Source organism: Klebsiella sp. D5A (assembly GCF_001620885.1).
Taxonomy (GTDB): domain Bacteria; phylum Pseudomonadota; class Gammaproteobacteria; order Enterobacterales; family Enterobacteriaceae; genus Klebsiella; species Klebsiella variicola.
In genome coordinates this window covers 410,101-429,764 of the sequence record NZ_KV407481.1, presented here as the reverse complement: position 1 = coordinate 429,764, position 19,664 = coordinate 410,101, and the positions used below count along the sequence as shown (strand labels likewise).

20 protein-coding genes are annotated in these 19,664 nt (G+C 59.2%); 6 read left to right on the top strand and 14 right to left on the bottom strand.

What is annotated here, in order from left to right:
- The 8 genes from AS136_RS02120 to rppH all read right to left on the bottom strand — a co-directional run bounded on the left by AS136_RS02120 (position 1) and on the right by rppH (position 6,718).
- A complete protein-coding gene (locus AS136_RS02120; RefSeq protein WP_016161768.1) occupies positions 1-324 on the bottom strand; it encodes a prepilin-type N-terminal cleavage/methylation domain-containing protein in 324 nt (107 codons plus the stop codon).
- Positions 309-716, bottom strand: coding sequence for a DUF2509 family protein (locus AS136_RS02115; protein ID WP_012967286.1), 408 nt, complete (start codon positions 714-716; stop codon positions 309-311). Before AS136_RS02115 ends, AS136_RS02120 begins: the two co-directional genes overlap by 16 nt.
- Entirely contained in the window at positions 713-1,270 is a 558-nt protein-coding gene (locus AS136_RS02110) for a prepilin peptidase-dependent protein (protein ID WP_023298179.1), read from the bottom strand. Before AS136_RS02110 ends, AS136_RS02115 begins: the two co-directional genes overlap by 4 nt.
- Positions 1,267-1,818 carry a prepilin peptidase-dependent protein gene (locus tag AS136_RS02105; protein ID WP_016161770.1) on the bottom strand — a complete coding sequence of 184 codons (552 nt, stop codon included), beginning with the start codon at positions 1,816-1,818 and terminating at the stop codon, positions 1,267-1,269. Before AS136_RS02105 ends, AS136_RS02110 begins: the two co-directional genes overlap by 4 nt.
- 188 nt (positions 1,819-2,006) lie before the next feature.
- Positions 2,007-2,801, bottom strand: coding sequence for a thymidylate synthase (thyA, locus tag AS136_RS02100; protein WP_008806329.1), 795 nt, complete (start codon positions 2,799-2,801; stop codon positions 2,007-2,009).
- A 6-nt stretch (positions 2,802-2,807) separates the two neighbouring features.
- Entirely contained in the window at positions 2,808-3,683 is an 876-nt protein-coding gene (gene lgt / locus AS136_RS02095) for a prolipoprotein diacylglyceryl transferase (RefSeq protein ID WP_023323234.1), read from the bottom strand.
- 245 nt (positions 3,684-3,928) lie between these two features.
- Positions 3,929-6,175, bottom strand: a complete 2,247-nt coding sequence (gene ptsP, locus AS136_RS02090) for a phosphoenolpyruvate--protein phosphotransferase (protein ID WP_008806330.1) — start codon at positions 6,173-6,175, stop codon at positions 3,929-3,931.
- 12 nt (positions 6,176-6,187) lie between these two features.
- A complete protein-coding gene (rppH, locus tag AS136_RS02085; RefSeq protein WP_004205443.1) occupies positions 6,188-6,718 on the bottom strand; it encodes an RNA pyrophosphohydrolase in 531 nt (176 codons plus the stop codon).
- A gap of 453 nt (positions 6,719-7,171) precedes the next feature.
- On the opposite strand from rppH, the gene AS136_RS29260 reads away from it, so the two are divergent.
- From AS136_RS29260 to AS136_RS02065, 5 genes are all read left to right on the top strand, one after another.
- Positions 7,172-7,315, top strand: a complete 144-nt coding sequence (locus tag AS136_RS29260; protein WP_012540652.1) for a hypothetical protein — start codon at positions 7,172-7,174, stop codon at positions 7,313-7,315.
- An 85-nt stretch (positions 7,316-7,400) separates the two neighbouring features.
- On the top strand, positions 7,401-8,096 hold the full coding sequence (gene mutH / locus AS136_RS02080) for a DNA mismatch repair endonuclease MutH (protein WP_008806331.1): 696 nt from the start codon (positions 7,401-7,403) through the stop codon (positions 8,094-8,096).
- Positions 8,097-8,159: 63 nt separating this feature from the next.
- The gene (locus AS136_RS02075) at positions 8,160-8,873 is read left to right on the top strand and encodes a TerC family protein (protein WP_004205441.1); all 714 of its coding nucleotides are present in this window, start codon (positions 8,160-8,162) and stop codon (positions 8,871-8,873) included.
- Positions 8,874-8,996: 123 nt separating this feature from the next.
- On the top strand, positions 8,997-9,215 hold the full coding sequence (locus AS136_RS02070; RefSeq protein WP_002915974.1) for a YgdI/YgdR family lipoprotein: 219 nt from the start codon (positions 8,997-8,999) through the stop codon (positions 9,213-9,215).
- Between the two features lie 220 nt (positions 9,216-9,435).
- Positions 9,436-10,476: an NADP(H)-dependent aldo-keto reductase gene (locus AS136_RS02065; protein ID WP_008806332.1), complete on the top strand. Its 1,041-nt coding sequence runs from the start codon at positions 9,436-9,438 to the stop codon at positions 10,474-10,476.
- Positions 10,477-10,580: 104 nt separating this feature from the next.
- On the opposite strand, the gene lplT is transcribed toward AS136_RS02065, so the two are convergent.
- Both lplT and aas read right to left on the bottom strand, forming a co-directional pair.
- Entirely contained in the window at positions 10,581-11,774 is a 1,194-nt protein-coding gene (gene lplT / locus AS136_RS02060; RefSeq protein WP_023323235.1) for a lysophospholipid transporter LplT, read from the bottom strand.
- Entirely contained in the window at positions 11,767-13,926 is a 2,160-nt protein-coding gene (gene aas, locus AS136_RS02055) for a bifunctional acyl-ACP--phospholipid O-acyltransferase/long-chain-fatty-acid--ACP ligase (protein WP_023323236.1), read from the bottom strand. The genes lplT and aas overlap by 8 nt, the downstream gene beginning before the upstream one ends.
- A 620-nt stretch (positions 13,927-14,546) precedes the next feature.
- Between aas and galR the strand changes: the two genes are divergently transcribed.
- Positions 14,547-15,563 (top strand): HTH-type transcriptional regulator GalR, encoded by a 1,017-nt coding sequence (gene galR / locus AS136_RS02045; RefSeq protein WP_008806335.1) that lies wholly within the window; start codon positions 14,547-14,549, stop codon positions 15,561-15,563.
- Here the strand turns inward: galR and AS136_RS02040 are convergent.
- The 4 genes from AS136_RS02040 to AS136_RS02025 all read right to left on the bottom strand — a co-directional run bounded on the left by AS136_RS02040 (position 15,524) and on the right by AS136_RS02025 (position 19,613).
- Positions 15,524-16,003, bottom strand: coding sequence for a GNAT family N-acetyltransferase (locus tag AS136_RS02040; protein WP_012540650.1), 480 nt, complete (start codon positions 16,001-16,003; stop codon positions 15,524-15,526). The two genes, galR and AS136_RS02040, sit on opposite strands and share 40 nt — an antisense overlap.
- Entirely contained in the window at positions 16,000-16,773 is a 774-nt protein-coding gene (locus AS136_RS02035) for a GntR family transcriptional regulator (protein ID WP_063266656.1), read from the bottom strand. Before AS136_RS02035 ends, AS136_RS02040 begins: the two co-directional genes overlap by 4 nt.
- Positions 16,774-16,840: 67 nt before the next feature.
- Positions 16,841-18,268: a glycoside hydrolase family 1 protein gene (locus AS136_RS02030; RefSeq protein ID WP_038421762.1), complete on the bottom strand. Its 1,428-nt coding sequence runs from the start codon at positions 18,266-18,268 to the stop codon at positions 16,841-16,843.
- 7 nt (positions 18,269-18,275) lie between these two features.
- Positions 18,276-19,613 carry a PTS sugar transporter subunit IIC gene (locus AS136_RS02025; RefSeq protein WP_008806339.1) on the bottom strand — a complete coding sequence of 446 codons (1,338 nt, stop codon included), beginning with the start codon at positions 19,611-19,613 and terminating at the stop codon, positions 18,276-18,278.
- Between the last annotated feature and the right edge of the window lie 51 nt (positions 19,614-19,664).

The following is a 19,664-nucleotide window of genomic DNA, read 5'->3' as shown; positions in this document are numbered from 1 at the left end:
CTACTGACTAACCGGGCAATGCAGCCGGGTCATCTGCACCCGCTTTGCAACGGGCCTACTGATCGTTACCGTGATGCTGACACATCTTTGCGTCGATGTCTGCATACGGCTTACCTGCCCGTGTTCCGGCGAGGGCGGCGCGGAGAGCTGGCTATAGCGCCACGCGTCCCGCCACAGCTGACGGGTCTGGTTCAACTGGACAATTCCTTGCGCCATTCCGCGCTGATAGCCGCCCAGCGCGGTGACCGTCAGCACCATCAGCGCCATCGCCAGCACGGTCTCCGGCAGGCTAAACCCCCGCTGATGCTTCAGGGCATTTGACATAAGCTCGCCTCCCTGAGCGGGCAAAAATCGCTCCAGCCGTGGGCGGAAAAACGCACCTGCCCGCCGCGCACCTCGCCGGACTGCCAGACCTGCACCTCGCCGCTGGCGCTGCTGAGCAACAGTGAACCGTCGCCGAAGATACGCAGGCAGGCGCGCCAGCCCTGCGGCGTCTGCTCCCGGCAGGCCAGCGGCAGCTGCGCCGACCAGGCCTGTTGTTTTCCCCACTGCAGCGCCGAATGGGCTATCGCCGTATCGCGGATCGCCTGCGTTTCGCTGGCGGTTTGCGCCAGCAGCGCCCGCTGCTGCAGGTTAAGCCCCTCGAGTAACAGGCTGCCGAGGGTCAGCAACAGGAGCACCATCAGCAGCGACGACATTCCACGCTGACGGATCACAGGTTATACCCCGTCACCCGCTGCTCCACCTCGCTCGTCAGGCCCCTCTGTTGCGCGGAGCGCGCCGCCAGCGTCACGCTCAGCTCCGGCGCGAAGCCCGAGGTGACCTGACGTTGTACCGAGAAGCGCGTCACCACGATGGCGGCCGGGTTGGTGATTTTCTCCCATCCGCCCCCGCGGCAGTCGCTGGCCCCGCGCAAGGTCTCCAGCGCGCCGTCGCGCAGGCGAAAGCCGGTGCTCTCCGCCGCTGCCGCGGGGGAGGTTTCCCATCTCCCGTTGCTGTTCGCATCCCAGCGCACAATCAGACACTCGCCATCAGCGGCTAGCTCCAGCCCGGCTCCGCCGCACGCTCCCCGGCAGTACCCGGCGCGCTGGAGATGTTTTCCCACGGCATGCACGCGCTGCCACAGCTCGTTCTCCAGGGCCAGCTGTTCGCCCTGGCGCAGAATATGACGCTGCAGGGCAGGCAGAAAACGGCAGGCCCCCATCAGCAGCAGCGAGCCGATGGCCATGGCGATAAGCGCCTCCGCCAGGGAAAATCCTCGACTGTTCACTGACACCCTCCTGCGCTGTCGCTGCGGCATAAACGAATCCGCCCCCAGTGTGAGATCACAATGCTCCAGCTGCCGGCCGCGCTCTGCAACCGCAGATTCCCCGCCCAGGCGGTGCTGCGCAGACCATAAAACCCCAGACCAGGCGTAACGCCAGCCAGCGTGATCCCCGGCCAGCGCGGGCGCAGCGTGAAGGATGTCCCCGAGGCGCATTCCGGCCCCTCCCCCTCCGCGCTCAGGCACCAGCCCACTTCGTCCTGGCCGACGCGAAGCACGCGGTCCCGGTTGTACGCGTTGGCGTCATCGCGCAGAAAGAGCAGAAAATCCCGCACCTGGACGGCGGTTTGCCACAGTTGTTGCTGCTGCTGCCAGCGCTGCCAGCCGTACAGGCCGCCGACGCTGAGGATCATCATCAGTGTCAGCGTTACCAGGGTTTCCATCAGGGTGTAGCCATGTTCTCTGTTCATGGCGTCGAGTATGCCGCGGCGGTTGACCCTGGCGCGACGACGGAAAATAGCTTTCCCGGCCAGATACGCAAAAAAGGTTTGCATACTCGACAGAGGAACATTTTTTTGCGAGCGTCTACCCAACTTCGCCCACCGCAACCGCCGGGGGGGCAGTGGGCAGGCTGAAGCGACCTTATCCCTGTGGCTATGGAGATAGCCTCCATTCTGATGGTGCAAAAGGCATAAAAAAACCGGCGCCATCGGGCGCCGGTTGATCATCTCTGCAGGGGGGGTTAAATCGCCACCGGCGCTTTAATGCCCGGGTGCGGATCGTAACCTTCAATCTCGAAGTCTTCAAAACGGTAGTCGAAAATCGACGCCGGTTTGCGTTTGATGACCAGCTTCGGCAGCGGACGCGGTTCGCGGCTCAACTGCAGGTTGGTCTGCTCAAGATGGTTGCTGTACAGATGGGTGTCGCCGCCGGTCCAGACGAAATCACCGACCTGCAGATCGCACTGCTGCGCCACCATATGCACCAGCAGCGCGTAGCTGGCGATATTGAACGGCAGGCCGAGGAATACGTCGCAGGAGCGCTGATACAGCTGGCAGGAGAGCTTGCCGTCAGCGACGTAGAACTGGAAGAAGGCGTGGCACGGCGCCAGCGCCATTTTATCCAGCTCGCCGACGTTCCACGCCGAGACGATGATCCGGCGGGAGTCCGGGTCGTTTTTCAGTTGGTTCATCACCGTGGTGATCTGGTCGATATGACGACCGTCCGGCGCAGGCCAGGAACGCCACTGTTTGCCGTAGACCGGCCCCAGGTCGCCATTTTCATCTGCCCACTCGTCCCAGATGGTGACGTTGTTGTCGTGCAGATAGGCGATGTTGGTGTCGCCCTGCAGGAACCACAGCAGTTCATGGATGATGGAGCGTAAATGACAGCGCTTGGTGGTCACCAGCGGGAAGCCTTCCTGCAGGTTAAAACGCATCTGATGGCCGAAAATAGAGATCGTGCCAGTGCCGGTGCGGTCATTTTTTGGCGTGCCCTCGGTGAGCACTTTCTGCATCAAATCAAGATACTGTTTCATGGTTCCTCAAGAATTCTGTTGCTGCGGACGATGGCGGTAAGCCCAAACCATCATGATGATACCCGCAAGCACCATCGGGATCGAAAGAATCTGCCCCATGCTGATGTACTGCACCCAGCCGCCGGTGAACTGGGCGTCGGGCTGGCGGAAGAATTCCACGATGATGCGGAACAGGCCGTAGCCAATCAGGAACAGACCGGAAACGGAGCCGGTCGGGCGCGGTTTACGGATAAACAGGTTCAGGATCAGGAACAGCACCACGCCTTCCAGCGCCAGCTCGTACAGCTGCGACGCGTGACGCGGCAGCGCGCCGTAGGTATCGAACAGCGATTGCCATTCCGGATGCGTCGGCAGCAGCGCCAGGTCTTCGGCACGGGAGCCCGGGAAAATCATCGTGTAGTGGAAGCTCGGGTCCACGCGGCCCCACAGCTCACCGTTGATGAAGTTACCCAGACGCCCGGCGCCAAGGCCAAACGGGATCAGCGGCGCGATAAAATCGGAGACCTGGAAGAAGGTGCGTTTGGTGCGTCTGGCGAAGATAATCATCACCAGGATCACGCCGATCAGGCCGCCGTGGAACGACATGCCGCCGTCCCAGACGCGGAACAGATACAGCGGATCGGCAAGAAATACCGGCAGGTTGTAAAACAGCACGTAGCCGATACGGCCGCCCAGGAAGACGCCGAGGAAGCCCGCGTAGAGCAGGTTTTCCACTTCATTTTTCGTCCAGCCGCTGCCCGAACGATTCGCCCGACGGGTGGCCAGCCACATCGCAAAGACAAAGCCCACCAGGTACATCAAACCGTACCAGTGGAGGGAGACCGGGCCTAGAGAAAAAATGACCGGATCGAACTCCGGAAAATGCAGGTAGCCACTATTCATCTGTCACCATAAAGACTTGTTATTCCGCCGAAAGTGGACAGCGGTGATGATCTATGCCCGATAAAAACGGGCACGCCGAAGGAGGCGAATCATAGCATAAGCCTGGAGTGCGATCCGCGCCGAACGTGTAAAAGATATGTATACGGATGCTAACAGAATGCCGTTTTCCCGGCGGTACCCTATTTTGCCGGATGGTGCGAGCAGAGGATCCCCGGGTTACGGCTTACGCCTCACCCGGGCTACCGCTACCGCCCGCCGCGGATCAGGCCGCCGAGACCGCGACGCTCCATAAAGGCCGCCACCTGATGGCGCACCTCAGCGGTCATCTGGGCATCAAGGCTGCGACGCGACAGCTCCTGCGCCTCTTCGATATCAATGCGGCGCAGCAGATATTTCACCCTCGCCACCGAGCGGCCGTTCATCGACAGATGGCGATAACCGAGGCCGATAAGGATCGTCACGCACATCGGGTCGCCCGCCATCTCGCCGCACAGTCGCAGATCGATGCCAAAGCGCTCCGCGTCATGGGCGATCATCGCCAGCGCCCGCAATACCGCCGGATGCAGGCTGTCATACATGCTGGCGACCCGGGTATTGTTGCGGTCGACGGCCAGCAGGTACTGGGTCAGGTCGTTCGTCCCTACCGAGATAAAATCGATCCGACTGGCCAGCTGCGGCAGCATAAAGACCATCGACGGGACCTCCAGCATCACCCCCAGGCGCGGACGTGGGATGGCGTAGCCGATCATCTCTTCCACTTCCCGGCTGGCGCGGTCGATCAGCCGACGGGCCTCATCCACCTCCTCCAGACTGGTCACCATAGGCAGCAAAATGCTGAGGTTGCCGGTGGCGGCGTTGGCGCGCAGCATCGCTCGCACCTGGATCAAAAAGATCTCCGGCTGATCGAGGGTGATGCGGATCCCGCGCCAGCCGAGGCACGGGTTCTCTTCGCTGATCGGCATATACGGCAGCTGTTTATCCGCGCCGATGTCCAGGGTACGCAGGGTCACCGGTTTGCTGTTAAACATCTGCAGCATGCCCTGATACTGGGCGACCTGCTCCTCTTCAGAGGGGAAGCCGCTCTGCAGCATAAAGGGAATTTCGGTACGGTAGAGGCCAATGCCGTCAACAAAGCTGCCGAGCTTCTCTTCGTGCTCCGGGCTTAAGCCGGCGTTGAGCATGACTTTCACCCGCTCGCCGCTTTTCAGCTCCGACGCGCGCTGGAGATCGTCCTCCGCCAGGCGGCTGAGCTCGTTCTCTTCGCTAATAAGGCGCTGATATTCCTGCAACAGAACAGGTTCGGGATCCACCAGCAGCTCACCGCGATAGCCATCGACAATCAGCGTATGGCCATGCAGCAGAGAGGGCTGGATATCGGCGCCCATCACCGTCGGGATCCCGAGGGCGCGTACCATAATGGCGGCATGGGAGTTGGCGGCGCCATCGCGCACCACCACACCGACCAGACGATCCTGCGGCACTTCGGCAAGGGTGGTGGCCGACAGCTCGTCCGCCACGAGGATAATGCGCGCCGGCCAGGTGTTGGGCCCCTGAATGCTGTCGTCGAGATGGAACAGCAGACGCTGACCCAGGGTACGCAGATCGCCGGCCCGCTCTTTCAGATAACCGTCGCTGAGCGCGGCAAACTGTTCGGCGAACTTCTCAATGATCTTTTTGACCGCCCACTCGGCCACCGCGCCTTTGTCGACTTCGGCAAACAGCTCGCGACGCAGGCGGGCGTCGGAGAGGAGGTGCGAGTAGAGATCGAAGATCGCCGCCGTCTCTTTTTGCGCGCCGGCAGCATAGCGTTTGCTGTAGCGACGAAATTCGTTAGCCGCCTCTTCCAGCGCGCCGGTCAGGCGTTCGCGTTCCGAGGCGGTGTCCAGCGTCGAGGCTTCATACACCTGCTCCATCAGCGGCAGGCTGACGTCCATCCAGCCCTCGGCGATCGCCACCCCGGAAGAGGCCGGGAGGGCGCGAATGCGCGTCTGACGATACTGGCCGAACAGGGCGTTCAGCTGGGACTGGGAGAGGATCGCCGCCATCTGGGTGGCGAGGGTGACGAGGAAAGACTCTTCGCTTTCATCAAACTGACGCAGCTCGCGCTGCTGGACCACCAGCACGCCCAACAGCTGGCGGCGCTGAATGATCGGCACGCCAAGGAAGGCGCGGAAGCGGTCCTCTTTGACGGCAGGGATATATTTGAAGCTGGGGTGTTTTTGCGCATCGGCGAGGTTGATGGGCTCCGCCAGGCGGCCAACCAGACCCACCAGGCCTTCATCGAACGCCAGCGCAACGGTGCGCCCGCGAGGTTTTTTTAACCCGCGGGTGGCCATCAGGTAATAGCAGCGTCGGTCATTGTCAGCCAGGTAAACCGAGCAGACTTCCGTCTCCATCGCCTGGCAGACATCCGTCACCAGAATATCCAGCGCCTCGTTTAAACGCGGCGCACTCGCGACCTTCTCGACTATTTCTCGCAACCGAGTGAGCATAATGTGCGTGGCTTAACCTCTTTTACGTCGATAAGCAGGCGCGCTTTGCGGCTTAGGTGCACTCTCCGCCAGCGACATGGTCACGCTGGCGAACTCTTTCATCACCCGGCGGTAGACGTCGCGCTTGAACGACACCACCTGGCGGACCGGGTACCAGTAACTCACCCAGCGCCAACCATCAAATTCTGGTGTACTGCTGGTTTGCATATTGATGTCCGCATCGTTGCCGATCAACTGCAAAAGAAACCACTTTTGTTTCTGGCCGATACAAACCGGCTTTGTGTCCCAACGCACCAAACGTTTAGGCAACTTGTAACGCAGCCAGTTACGGGTTGAGGCAAGGATCCGCACATCTTTACGGCTTAACCCGACCTCTTCAAACAATTCCCGATACATCGCCTGCTCTGCGGATTCTCCTGGATTTATGCCCCCTTGCGGGAACTGCCACGAGTGCTGACCATAGCGCCGGGCCCACATGACCTGGCCCTGACGATTACAGATTACAATACCGACATTTGGGCGGTAGCCATCGTCATCAATCACCGGACTACCTCAAGATAAGCTTCAATGTGAATGATTGTTTCACACTCGCCGGAAACGGTAAACCACTCTGTTCGCACACTGAGAACGGATAACATTTGAATAACTCACAGTAATGGCCAGAGTTATAAACAACGAATGCGGCTTAGGCCCTATTTTATTCACTTTTTCTGTGGATAGAGTTGTGAAGAAGTACGGAATTACCCCGGGAAAACCCGGAGTAATCTGAACATCGCACCGCTAACACCTTAAAATAATGATAGCATATTCATCAAGTTAGAATATATTCCTTTCATTTATTACAACGTAACGTGACGATCATCACATATGCGATCCGCTGACTGATGAAAGATCGAGCAATGTCGATTTTATCCACAGATTACGCGCAGACCGCGGGCAGGTTTTCTCTAAAATTTCGATTTTCGTCGCACGTCAAGGCTGTAAATCGAACCAGTAGTGAGGCTTTTCCCCAGTTATCCCAATTTTCTGTGGATAACATGGTGTAAGATCCTGTTTATTGTCAGTGACCAGTTCTGGAAAACCTGTTTTCACGGTTTTCACCCGCGGCGCAATAAGTTTAAAAACTCATATAAATCATGACATTGGTATAGTTACTCAGAAAACGGTAAACTCTATCCACAACGCGCAAAAATAGCGCTCATTTTTTAGCCAAAGGTAGCGCCCTATGCCCACTATCGCCCCTCTCTCCTCGCCGCCGCAAAGTCAGGAACAGTTGCTGGCCCAGGCCCGTCAGCTGGCTGGCTATTCGCTGGGCGAGCTGGCGGCGCTGGCCGGGATCCCCATTCCGCGCGATCTGAAACGCGATAAAGGCTGGACGGGCATTCTGCTGGAGCTATGGCTGGGCGCCAGCGCAGGCAGTAAACCCGAGCAGGATTTCGCCGCGCTGGGGGTCGAGCTCAAAACGATCCCCATCGACAGCCGGGGGCGTCCGCTGGAGACCACCTTCGTCTGTGTCGCCCCGTTAACCGGCAATAGCGGCGTCACCTGGGAGAGCAGCCATGTGCGGCATAAGCTGCAGCGCGTCCTGTGGATCCCGGTGGAGGGTGAGCGCACCATTCCGCTGGCGGCACGGCGCGTCGGCGCACCACTGCTGTGGAGTCCGGACGAAGACGAGGAGCGCCAGCTGCGCATGGACTGGGAGGAGCTGATGGATCTCATTGTTCTGGGCGAAGTTGAGCGCATTACCGCCCGCCACGGCGAGGTGCTGCAGTTAAGACCGAAAGCCGCCAACAGCAAGGCGCTGACCGAGGCCATCGGCGCGCACGGGGAGACGATCCTGACGCTGCCGCGCGGCTTTTACCTGAAAAAGAATTTTACCGCCGCCCTGCTCGCCCGCCATTTCTTGTTACAACACGATTAATTTTTTGTTCTGCGTTAGGGCTTGCATATAATTGCTGCTTTCTATTTTGCAGGACTTTGAACAATGTTATTTGCATGGATAACCGATCCTAACGCCTGGCTGGCGCTGGGCACGTTGACGCTGCTGGAGATCGTGCTCGGGATCGATAATATTATTTTTCTCTCTCTGGTCGTGGCCAAGCTCCCCACCGCCCAGCGCGCCCATGCGCGTCGGATCGGTTTGATGGGCGCGATGGTCATGCGCCTGGCGCTGCTTGCCTCTATCGCCTGGGTAGTGAAACTGACCAACCCGCTCTTCACCGTCCTCGGTCAGGAGATTTCGTTTCGCGACCTGATCTTGCTGCTCGGTGGGCTATTCCTTATCTGGAAAGCCAGTAAAGAGATCCATGAGTCTATCGAAGGTGAAGAAGAGGGGCTGAAGACCAACGTCCACTCCTTTCTCGGCGCTATCGTGCAGATCATGCTGCTGGATATCATCTTTAGCCTCGATTCAGTGATCACCGCCGTCGGCCTGTCGGATCATCTGTTCATCATGATGGCGGCGGTGGTGATTGCGGTGGGGGTGATGATGTTCGCCGCGCGACCTATCGGCGATTTTGTTGACCGCCATCCTTCGGTGAAAATGCTGGCGCTATCGTTTCTGATCCTCGTCGGCTTTACCCTGATGCTGGAAAGTTTCGACGTTCATGTGCCGAAGGGATACATCTATTTCGCCATGTTCTTCTCTATTGCGGTGGAGAGCCTTAACCTGCTGCGTAATAAGAAAAACCCGCTGTAAACCACAAAATTGCAGCCTGGTCACAGGCTGCAACCCTTTTTCAGACTTTACTGCTTTTTATGTCTCACAAATCAGGCTATTAATAGACGGGTATGGGGTGCAGCTACTCAAGAGGTGATGACGATGAAAAAATGGGCAGTATTGATTTCCGCCGTAGGACTGGCGTTCTCGGTTTCCGGTTGCAGCAGCGATTACGTCATGGCGACCAAAGATGGGCGAATGATCCTGACCGACGGTAAACCTACCGTGGATGATGATACCGGTTTAATCAGTTACGAAGATCAGCAGGGTAATAAAATGCAGATCAATCGTGACGACGTTTCGCAAATCATTAAGCGTTAATCTTTCCCCGTCGGCCCCAGCCTCTGTTGACGCTGCGCTTACCGACAACCAGTCTTTTGAGAAGAGTCGGGACACACCAGGACGCCGCGGGTTCCACCCACCGCCCCTCCTCGTCACCCGGCTTTTTTGATTTTTTACTTCCTCTTTTTCTCACCCTCTGCCATGTTGATACTCCTTTGTCGGGGAATGCCTGACCTTATAAATAAAAAGGAAGCTGGCTATGCAGTATCACCGTATCCCACACAGTTCACTTGAAATCAGCACCCTCGGGCTGGGGACCATGACCTTTGGCGAGCAGAACAGCGAAGCTGATGCCCATCAGCAGCTCGACTATGCGGTTGCCAACGGCATCAATCTGATCGATGTCGCCGAAATGTACCCCGTCCCGCCGCGCCCGGAAACTCAGGGGCTGACTGAAACCTACGTCGGCAACTGGCTGGCGAAACGCGGCAATCGCGAAAAGCTGGTGCTGGCCTCCAAAGTTAGCGGGCCCGCGCGCAATAACGACAGCAGCATTCGGCCCAATCACGTCCTGGACCGCAAAAATATCCGCGAGGCGCTGCACGCCAGCCTGAAGCGGCTGCAGACCGATTACCTCGATCTGTACCAGGTACACTGGCCGCAGCGCCCAACCAACTGCTTTGGCAAGCTGGGCTATACCTGGGCTGATGCCGCGCCCGCCGTGACCCTGCTGGATACTCTCGAAGCGCTGACCGAGTTCCAGCGCGCCGGGAAGATCCGCTACATCGGCGTGTCGAACGAAACCGCCTTCGGCGTGATGCGTTATCTGCACCTGGCGGATAAGCACGACCTGCCGCGGATCGTGACGATTCAGAATCCTTACAGCCTGCTGAACCGCAGCTTTGAAGTCGGCCTCGCGGAAGTGAGTCAGTTCGAAGGCGTGGAGCTGCTGGCCTACTCCTGCCTGGCTTTCGGCACCCTGACCGGGAAGTATCTCAACGGTGCGAAGCCGGCGGGGGCGCGCAATACGCTGTTCAGCCGCTTTACGCGCTACAGCAGCGAGCAGTCGCAGAAAGCGGTAGCGGCCTATGTGGATATCGCCAAACGCCACGGCCTCGATCCGGCGCAAATGGCGCTGGCCTTTGTGCGTCGGCAGCCATTTGTCGCCAGCACCCTGCTGGGGGCGACGACCATGGCGCAGCTGCAGGCCAACGTGGAAAGTTTGCAGCTTGAACTGAGCGAAGAGGTATTAGCGGAGATTGAGGCGGTGCATCAGGTTTATACCTACCCGGCACCGTAAGAAAGCAAAGCCCCGGGTAGCGGCGTATACGCCACCACCCGGGCTACCGAAGAGCAGACATTGGTGAACCCGTCGCCCGGTTAAGCGCAGCGCAAGCCGGGAGGTTATTTACGCCGCCCCCAGACCCACAGCGCGGCGATGGACACGGCAAAGGCCGCGCCAAACCCTATCCCCACGGCGACCGGCGGAACGCCCACGCTCACCGCCAGGGAATAGAGCCCCAGCATCAGCAGCATCGCCACGTTTTCGCCCAGGTTCTGTACCGCAATGGCGTTACCTGCCCCGACCGAATGTTTCCCACGCTCCTGCAGCAGCGCGTTCAACGGTACGATAAAGAACCCGCCGAACACCCCGAGCAGTAACAGCAGACCGAACGCCGGCAGCAGCGACTGCTGCACCGCAAAGGCCATCACCGCGATACCGATCAATATTCCCGCCGGCATACAGCGCGATACCGTCTCCAGGGTCACCAGCTTCGCCGCCGCCCCGGCCCCCAACACAATCCCGACCGCCACCATCGCATTAAGATAGGTAGGCATGGCGTTGCTGGTAATGCCCAGCGCCACCGGCACCCAGATCACCAGCAGGAAGCGCAGGGTCACGCCAGCGCCCCAGAACAGGCTGGTCCCCATCAGCGAAAAGCGGGTTTCGCCGTTGCGCCACAGCGTGCGGCAGGCGCTGAAGAAGCTGTGCGTCATTGGCTTAAAACGCCACGACTGCCCCGGGCGCGCCGCCGGCAGCCTGGGTATCCACAGGTTTGCCACTACCGCCCCGCCGTAGACCAGCGCGCAGACGATCAGCGCCGCCAGCACGTGCCAGTCGGCGAGGATCCCGCCGGCCATGGAGCCCAGCAGGATCGCCGCGATGGTCGAGGACTCCATCAGTCCGTTAGCCTTCACCAACTTATCGCCGGTAGTCAGTTCACCGAGAATGCCATACTTGGCCGGCGAATAGGCGGCGGCGCCAATCCCCACCAGCGTATAGCCGATAAACGGATTGACACCGAAGCAGATGCAGCCGGCGCCGAGCAGCTTCAGACCGTTGGCCACCATCATCACCCGGCCTTTGGCAAAGCTATCGGCAAACTGGCCGACAAAAGGAGCAAAAAGAATGTAAGCGCCCACAAACAACATCTGCAGGACCGGCTGGCTCCACTCCGGATAATAGAGCTGCTTCATCAGCGCCAGGGTGGCGAAGAGAAGCGCATTGTCGCCGAAGGCCGACAGGAACTGGGCGCAGATCACCGCCAGCATCCCTTTCGAGTACAGCGAAGGGTTAGTATGTACTGACTCACTCATGGGTTGTTTCCGCCTCGTCGACCATGTTTTTCAGGGTGACATAGTCTGGCTTGCCGCTGCCCAGCACCGGCAGTTGCTTCAGCCAGCGTATATCTCGCGGTACCGCCAGCTCCGGTACTCCGTGCTGGCGAGCGTAGCGCAGCAGGGCTTCGCGAGTCAGTTCATTATCGGTGGTAAACAGCACCAGCGCCTCGCCTTTGCTGGCGTCCTGTTTAATCGCCGTGGCGTGCATTTTGTCCGGCGACGCGCCGAGGGCCACCTGCTCCACCATCTCGAGGGAGATCATCTCGCCGGCGATTTTGGCAAAGCGCTTCGCGCGGCCCTGGATGCGAACATAGCCCTGCTCGTCGAAGGTGACGATATCGCCGGTGTCATACCAGCCCGCTTCCATTTCGCCGTGCTGGTTTTCCGCCGCTGGCGCTTCCAGCACCCCGGGGTTTTCCACCCGCAGGTAGCCTTTCATGATGTTCGGCCCTTTTAGCTGCAGCCGCCCCCCTTGCTCAATGCCTGGCATCGCCAGCAGGCGGGCGTCCATCCCCGGCAGGATACGGCCCACGGTGCCGACCTTCGCCGCCATCGGTACGTTAATCGATACCACCGGCGCGCACTCGGTCACGCCATAGCCTTCGAGAATGCGCAGGCCGAATTTATCCTGCCACAGCTGTTTGGTGCTCTCCTGCAGCTTCTCCGCCCCGGCGACCACATAGCGCAGGCGGTAGAAATCATACGGATTAGCGAAGCGGGCATAGTTGGCGAGGAAGGTCGAGGTACCGAACAGCACCGTGCAGTTGCGATCGTAGACCAGCTCCGGCACCACGCGATAGTGCAGCGGGCTGGGATAGAGAAACACTTCTGCCCCGGTAAACAGCGGCGTCAACAGGCCGACGGTGAGGCCAAAGGAGTGGAACAGCGGCAGCGCCGACATAAAGCGGTCGTTGGCGGTAAAGTCGGCGATGGTTTTGATCTGCTCGACGTTGGCCAGCAGGCTCTTATGGCTGTGCACCACCCCTTTCGGATTACCCTCCGAGCCGGAGGTGAAGAGGATCATCGCCGCGTCTTCCGGCTGCTGTTTAACCTGCGCCAGACGCGGCGCCAGCAGATGTCCGAAAATCCATAGTTTGTCAGCGAGGGTGATATCACCTTTAAGATCTTCGAGGAATACCCAGCGCACCTGGGTCAGTTGCTCCGGCAGATGCCAGAGTTTGCCTTTATCGAGGAAGGTACGTGAGGTAAAAATAGTGTTGATTTCCGCGGCGGCTATCGCGCTGCTGAGCCCTTTCACCCCGGCGGTATAGTTCATCATCGCCGGAATACGCCCGCGGGCGATAGCGCCGAAAATCACCGCCGCGCTGATGCCGGCGTTAGGCAGCATCAGGCCAATCTTTTCGCCCCGCTGGCTGTATTTTTCCAGAATACGGGCGACAAACAGAGTCTTGGTCAGCAGCTTGCGATAGGTATCCGGCTGGAAGTTGATATCCTCCACGCAGGGTTTGCGCGCGCCGAAGCGGTCCTGCGCCGCCAGCAGCGACTCATACAGGGTTTCCCGCGGACGCACTGCCATCCGGGCTTCCATCATGATTTGATGCAGCATTTCCCCGGCGATTTTCCGCCGGTCGCGGGCGCGCGGCGCCTCGGGCATCGGCAGATGGGTGGGCGGCAGCAGATGCAGCTGAATACGCGGGAACAGGCGACGCTTCACCAGCCCCTTCAGCCGGCTGAAGGGCGTCAGTTCGGCGCCGTCAATGCGTAGCGGCACGATGGTCGCCTGCGATTTGGCGGCGACAAAGGCGGCGCCGTCATAAATTTTCATCAGCGAGCCGCTAACCGAAATTCGCCCTTCCGGGAAGATAACCACCGGCCGCCCCTGTTCAATCAGCCGCACCAGATGTTTGATCGACATCGGTTTGGTCGGGTCCAGCGGTACAAAATCGATAATCGGCGTCAGCGCGCGCATAAACCAGCGCTGGCTGATTGAGGTATAGACCGCAAAAACCGGTCGGACCGGCAAAAACAGCGCCAGCAGAATGCCGTCGAGGAAAGAGACGTGGTTCGGGGTAATTAAGACCTTTTGCTGGTATAAAGCCTGCGTGTCGCCGGTCAGTCTGACCCGGTATAACCCCTTGAACAGCAGTCTGAAAAATCCCAAAAGCATAACAACTCCATGTGACCGGTGATGAGTCAAAGCAGGTTACACGAGAAGGCATGGGAAAGCAGTGCAGCGGGGAGATTTTCGGAATAAAAAAAACCTGCGCATCCGCGCAGGTCGGTGTAAGACGTTCAGTACGAAGAGCGTACCTAAGAAACTCACCTATCAATACCTCTGGGATCTCGATTGTCGCGTTTTTCGACCGTAACGGGCCAGCGGGAAAACGCAAGGGAGTGAGCCTAAGTGCAACCAGGTATTACGATTTTCGCTATCTGTAACAACGCCGATGGCGGGCAAAAAAAAACCTGCGCATCTGCGCAGGCTGGTGTAAGTAAAGTGGTCAACGTGACGTTGACTCCACCTATCAATACCTCTGGGATAGCCAGAATATCAACCGGATCCGCGAACAAACCAGCGAACATTCGCAACAGCGCATCGCAAAGTGTAAGCAAAGGTTTGTATTTCCCTGCGTCGGTTTCAATTAGCGATGACGTCAATGTAAACAGGTTACCCATAAGCCCGGTCTGAATCACATTTGCGCCATTCCTTCGCCGCCGCGCCTTGAATCTGCCGCTCTTTCCCGTAACATAGCAGTATGTAAACGCTTACCCTATAAAAGGCATGGTATGGCGACAATTAAGGATGTAGCCCGACTCGCAGGAGTCTCCGTCGCTACCGTCTCCCGCGTCATCAATAACTCTCCCAAAGCCAGCGAAGCCTCGCGTCAGTCCGTGGGCGCGGCGATGGAAACCCTGAACTATCATCCCAACGCGAACGCCCGGGCCCTGGCCCAACAGTCAACGGAAACCGTCGGCCTGGTGGTGGGTGATGTCTCCGACCCCTTCTTCGGCGCGATGGTCAAAGCCGTCGAACAGGTGGCTTACCGCACCGGCAACTTTTTGCTGATTGGCAATGGCTACCACAACGTGCAGAAGGAACGCCAGGCGATAGAGCAGTTGATCCGCCACCGCTGCGCGGCGCTGGTGGTGCACGCCAAAATGATCCCTGATGAGGAACTGGCGGGGTTAATGAAGCAGATCCCCGGCATGGTGCTGATCAACCGCATCCTGCCCGGGTACGAAACCCGCTGCGTGGCGCTGGACGACCGCTATGGCGCCTGGCTGGCGACCCGTCATTTGATCCAGCAGGGGCACACGCGTATCGGCTATCTGTGCTCAAACCACCATATCTCCGATGCGGAAGATCGACTGCAGGGGTACTACGCGGCGCTGGAAGAGAGCGGCCTGCCGTGCAATGACCGGCTGGTCGCCTTTGCTGAACCGGATGAAAGCGGCGGCGAACTGGCAATGACCGAACTGCTTGGCCGCGGCCGCCACTTTAGCGCCGTCGCCTGCTATAACGACTCGATGGCCGCCGGCGCGATGGGCGTACTCAACGACAACGGCATCGACGTCCCGCGGGAAATTTCGCTGATTGGCTTCGACGATGTCCTGATTTCGCGCTATGTCCGTCCGCGGCTGACCACTGTCCGCTACCCGATCGTCACCATGGCGACCCAGGCGGCCGAGCTGGCCTTAGCCCTGGCGGAGTACCGCCCGGCCCCGGAGATCACCCACCTGTTCAGCCCGACGCTGGTGCGCCGTCACTCGGTGGTCGCCCCGCTGGAAGGCGATAAGTCATAGCGATAGAGATGCACGGCGGTGGCCGGGTAATCCAGCCCCTCGCCGATGTAGCGCCAGCCGAAGCGTTCATAGAAATCCCGGCAGGCGGAGTAGAGATAGAGCTCCCGAAAGCCCGCGCGGCGGGCATAATCGATCACATGCCGCTGCAGTTTTCCGGCCAGCCCCTGACCGCGGGCGGCGGGCGCGACGTACAGCGCCGCCAGCCAGGGAAACAGATCCTGGCGGCTGATCAAGTCGCAGCGCCAGAGGCCAATCGTGCCGAGCAACTGCTCGCCTTCCACGGCAATAAAGGTCAATGGCAGCGCCTCCGCCGTCTGGCTATGCTGCACAATGCTGGCGAAAAACTCCCGCGGCAGCGTCTCGCCGCCAAAGGCGTGCCACAGCCAGTCGGTTACCTGCGGGGCGTACTGCGGCGCAGCGTACAGCGGCAGGATCGTCATACCAGCTTCCCCTGAAAAATCGGCACCGAGTCGAACAGATAGCCGTCAAAGTCGGGGGCGTCTTCATCGGACAGCTCCAGCAGACTGTTTTTGACGTTTTCCAGATGCTGCCACATCGCCTGCCAGGCGCCCATCACATCGCGACGCCGCAGCGCGGCGAGCAGCGTCTGTCGGTCACCGAGCCACTTCAGCCGCCAGGCGCGGCTGGCAATATGCACATTGAACTGCTGCCACAGCGGGCTGCTGTCCATCTGCAGCCAGATCCGCTCCACCGTCGCCAGCAGCATCTGGTTCTGCGTCGCCCCGGCCAGCACCAGATGGAACAGACGAGCGTTATCCTGCGCGGTGTCGTTGAGGGCGATAGCCCGCTGCTCCTGCTCGATAATCCGCTTCAGATTATCGATATCGGCGCGGGTGGCCATTTTCGCGGCAAAGGCGGCGATATTGCTCTCCAGCAGCTGGCGCGCCTGCAGAATTTCAAACGGACCGACGTCGCTGCTGAGCAGTTGCTCCTCTTCGCTGTCGTTCTCGTGGGGAATACGCATGACGTACACCCCGGATCCCTGACGAATATCCACCGTCCCCTGCAGCTCCAGCATCAGCAGCGCTTCGCGCACGATGGTCCGGCTGACGCCGTAGGTTTCGGCAATATGGCGTTCCGGCGGCAAACGCGACCCGACCGGGTAGCGCCCATGCGCGATCTGGGCGCGTAAGTCATCACCAATCTCCTGATAGGGCTTCTTTTCCGGCGGAATTATCGCTTTTTCCACAAAATCACCTGTGCGTTACATGCCTGCGAGTCAAATACGCCGCTATCTTAGCAAATATTGCCCCCGGCTAGCGGTATTCATCATCGATATCCAGCACCAGTTCACGCCGTTCGCCCAGCTGACGAAACCAGTGCGCCGAGGCTTTGGGTCGCCGGGCGCGATGGTTTTGCAGGTCGATTTCGATAAGCCCGTAGCGGTTTTTAAAAGCATTCATCGGCGATACGTTGTCGGTAAACGCCCACAGCATATAGCCCTGGCAGTTGGCCCCTGCCTCGCGGGCGCGCAGGGTGTGCCACAGATGTTCGCTGATAAAACGGATGCGGTAACTGTCATCGATGGTGCCTTCGCGATTACGGAACTGGCCTTCGTTTTCCACCCCCATCCCACTCTCCGCCACGAACCAGGGGATGTTGCGATAGTCATTTTTGATCCGCATCGCCATATCAAAGATGATTTGCGGGTAGATTTCCCAGCCGCGGGAGGCGTTCATTCGCCGGCCGGGCAGCTCAAACGGCTCATAATACCAGGCCGGATGAAACGGGGTATGCGGATGCCAGGCCCGCGACGGGGCTTTGACCCGGTGCGGGTAGTAAAGATTAATCCCCAGCTCATCGACGGTGTGCTCGCGAATAATCGCCAGATCCTCCTCGCTGGCGTCCCACGTCACCTGATGCTGTTCGAGCAGTGCAAGAAGCTCCGGCGGCCAGACCCCGTGCACCAGCGGGTCGAGGAACATGCGGTTGTAGAACAGATCGTAGATCTCCGCCGCGCGCAGGTCATGGGGGGCGCGTGAGCGTGGGTAGGTCACCTCCGGATTGAGGATGCAGCCGACGGTCCCGGGATAGCCGAGCTCGCGAAACCGCTTCACGACGCTGGCGGTCGCCAGCACCTTATGATAGTTCCACTGCATCCAGGTGCTGGTGTTCTGCTCATAGGGCCAGCGCAGGGCATCCAGATAGACCCGGGTCTGTACCACAATTGGCTCATTAAAGGTAAACCAGCGGGTCACCTTCGGGTGGTAGCGGGCAAAGACCTGCTCCGCGTAGCGCACAAACAGCTCGACCACCGTTTTCGACCCCCAGCCGCCATACTTTTCCAGCAGATAGCCGGGCAATTCATAATGCTCAAGGCAGATCATCGGCGTGATGCCGTTGGCCAGCAGCGCATCGAACAGCTGGTCGTAATAGGCCGCATACTCCTCATCCACCGTGACGTTTTCATAGTCGGTCAGAAAGCGCGACCAGTTGATTGAGGTGCGGTAGTGGGTCAGCCCGGCCAGCTTCATCAACTGCACATCTTCCTGAAAGCGGTTGATAAAATCGGTGGCCACCGCCGGGCCATAGCCGTTATGCCAGACGTGGCGGTCGTTTTTGTACCAGAGATCGGGCCAGGAGTCCTGCCCCGGTTTTTTCCCGCTCCAGCCCTCGGTCTGCCAGGCGGAAGCCGCCGCGCCAAGGATAAAATCATCGGGAATGGTCATCCGTACGGTAGTCATAGGCTCCTCAGACAGGGTTGGCGGTCTGTTGATTGTCGGCCTGACGCTGTGCGGCATCGGCACGGCGGGAGGCGATTTTGACGAAAGGCAGATAGATAAGCACCGCGGTCACGATGCAGATAAGCTGGGTCACCACCGCCCCCATCGAGCCGGCGGTGGAGAGCCAGGCGTTGATCAGCGGCGGCGTGGTCCAGGGCACCATCACTACCGCCTTGCCGGCGAAGCCGGTCAGGGTGGCGAAATAGCCGATGCTGCCGGTCACCAGCGGGGTGATGATAAACGGGATAGCGAGGATCGGGTTGAGCATGATCGGCATCCCGAAGATCACCGGCTCGTTAATATTGAACAGCCCCGGACCTATCGACAGCTTGGCGATCTCTTTCATCTCTTTGCGCTTCGTGGCGATCATCACCGCAATCAGCAGGCCGATGGTCAGCCCCGAGCCGCCGATGCTCATGTAGACGTCCCAGAAGGGCATCGTGATAATGTTCGGTACCTCTTTTCCCTGCTCAAAAGCGCTCATATTGACGGTGATCGCCCCCAGAAGCAGCGGCTCGCGGATCGGCTTGATCATCTGGTTGCCGTGAATGCCGATCACCCAGAACAGCTGGGCGACGAACATCAGCAGCAGGATCCCCGGCAGGCTCTGCACCACCCGCTCCAGCGGCTGCTGCACCACCTGGTAGACCGCATCGTACAGATACATTCCCGTCAGTTGGTGAAAGAGAAAACCCAGGGTGGCGATCGCGGTGGTGGTGATGATCGCCGGGATCAGTGCGGAAAAAGAGGCGGAAACGTTCGGCGGCACGGTATCCGGCATTTTAATTTTCAGTCCCTTGCGCCCCTCCAGCCAGCAGTAAATCTCCACTGACAGAATGGCGATGAACATCCCGAGGAACAGGCTGCGGGTATCGGAGAACTGGCGCAGCAGGACATCTTTCACCACGTGCATCTGGCCATCGACCATCATCTCCACCGTCGTCGGCGTAACGCAGATAAAGCAGATCACCGCCAGCAGGCCGGGAAACAGGCTTTTGATGCCGTTGATCCGCCCCAGCTCAATACCGATCAGAAACACGGCGCCGATATTGAGGAAGTTGAGCGTGGCGTAGTTAAGCGCGCTGGTGATCGGCTTCAGCGCCGCAAGAAAGGAGAGCGAGGAAAAGCTGGCGAGCCCATTCTTCGGATCCAGCACCATATTGGAGATCAGTACCGAAAAGGCCCCGACGATGATCACCGGCATCAGAGTAATAAACGCCGATTTGATCGCCATAATGTAGCGATAGCTGTTGAATGTCGTCGCGAAACGCCCCAGCGCGTCGATCAGTTTGTCCTGTAATGCCATAAAAGAGTACCTCAGAGTAAAGGGCTTATTGCGGCCAGGTGAACAGCCAGA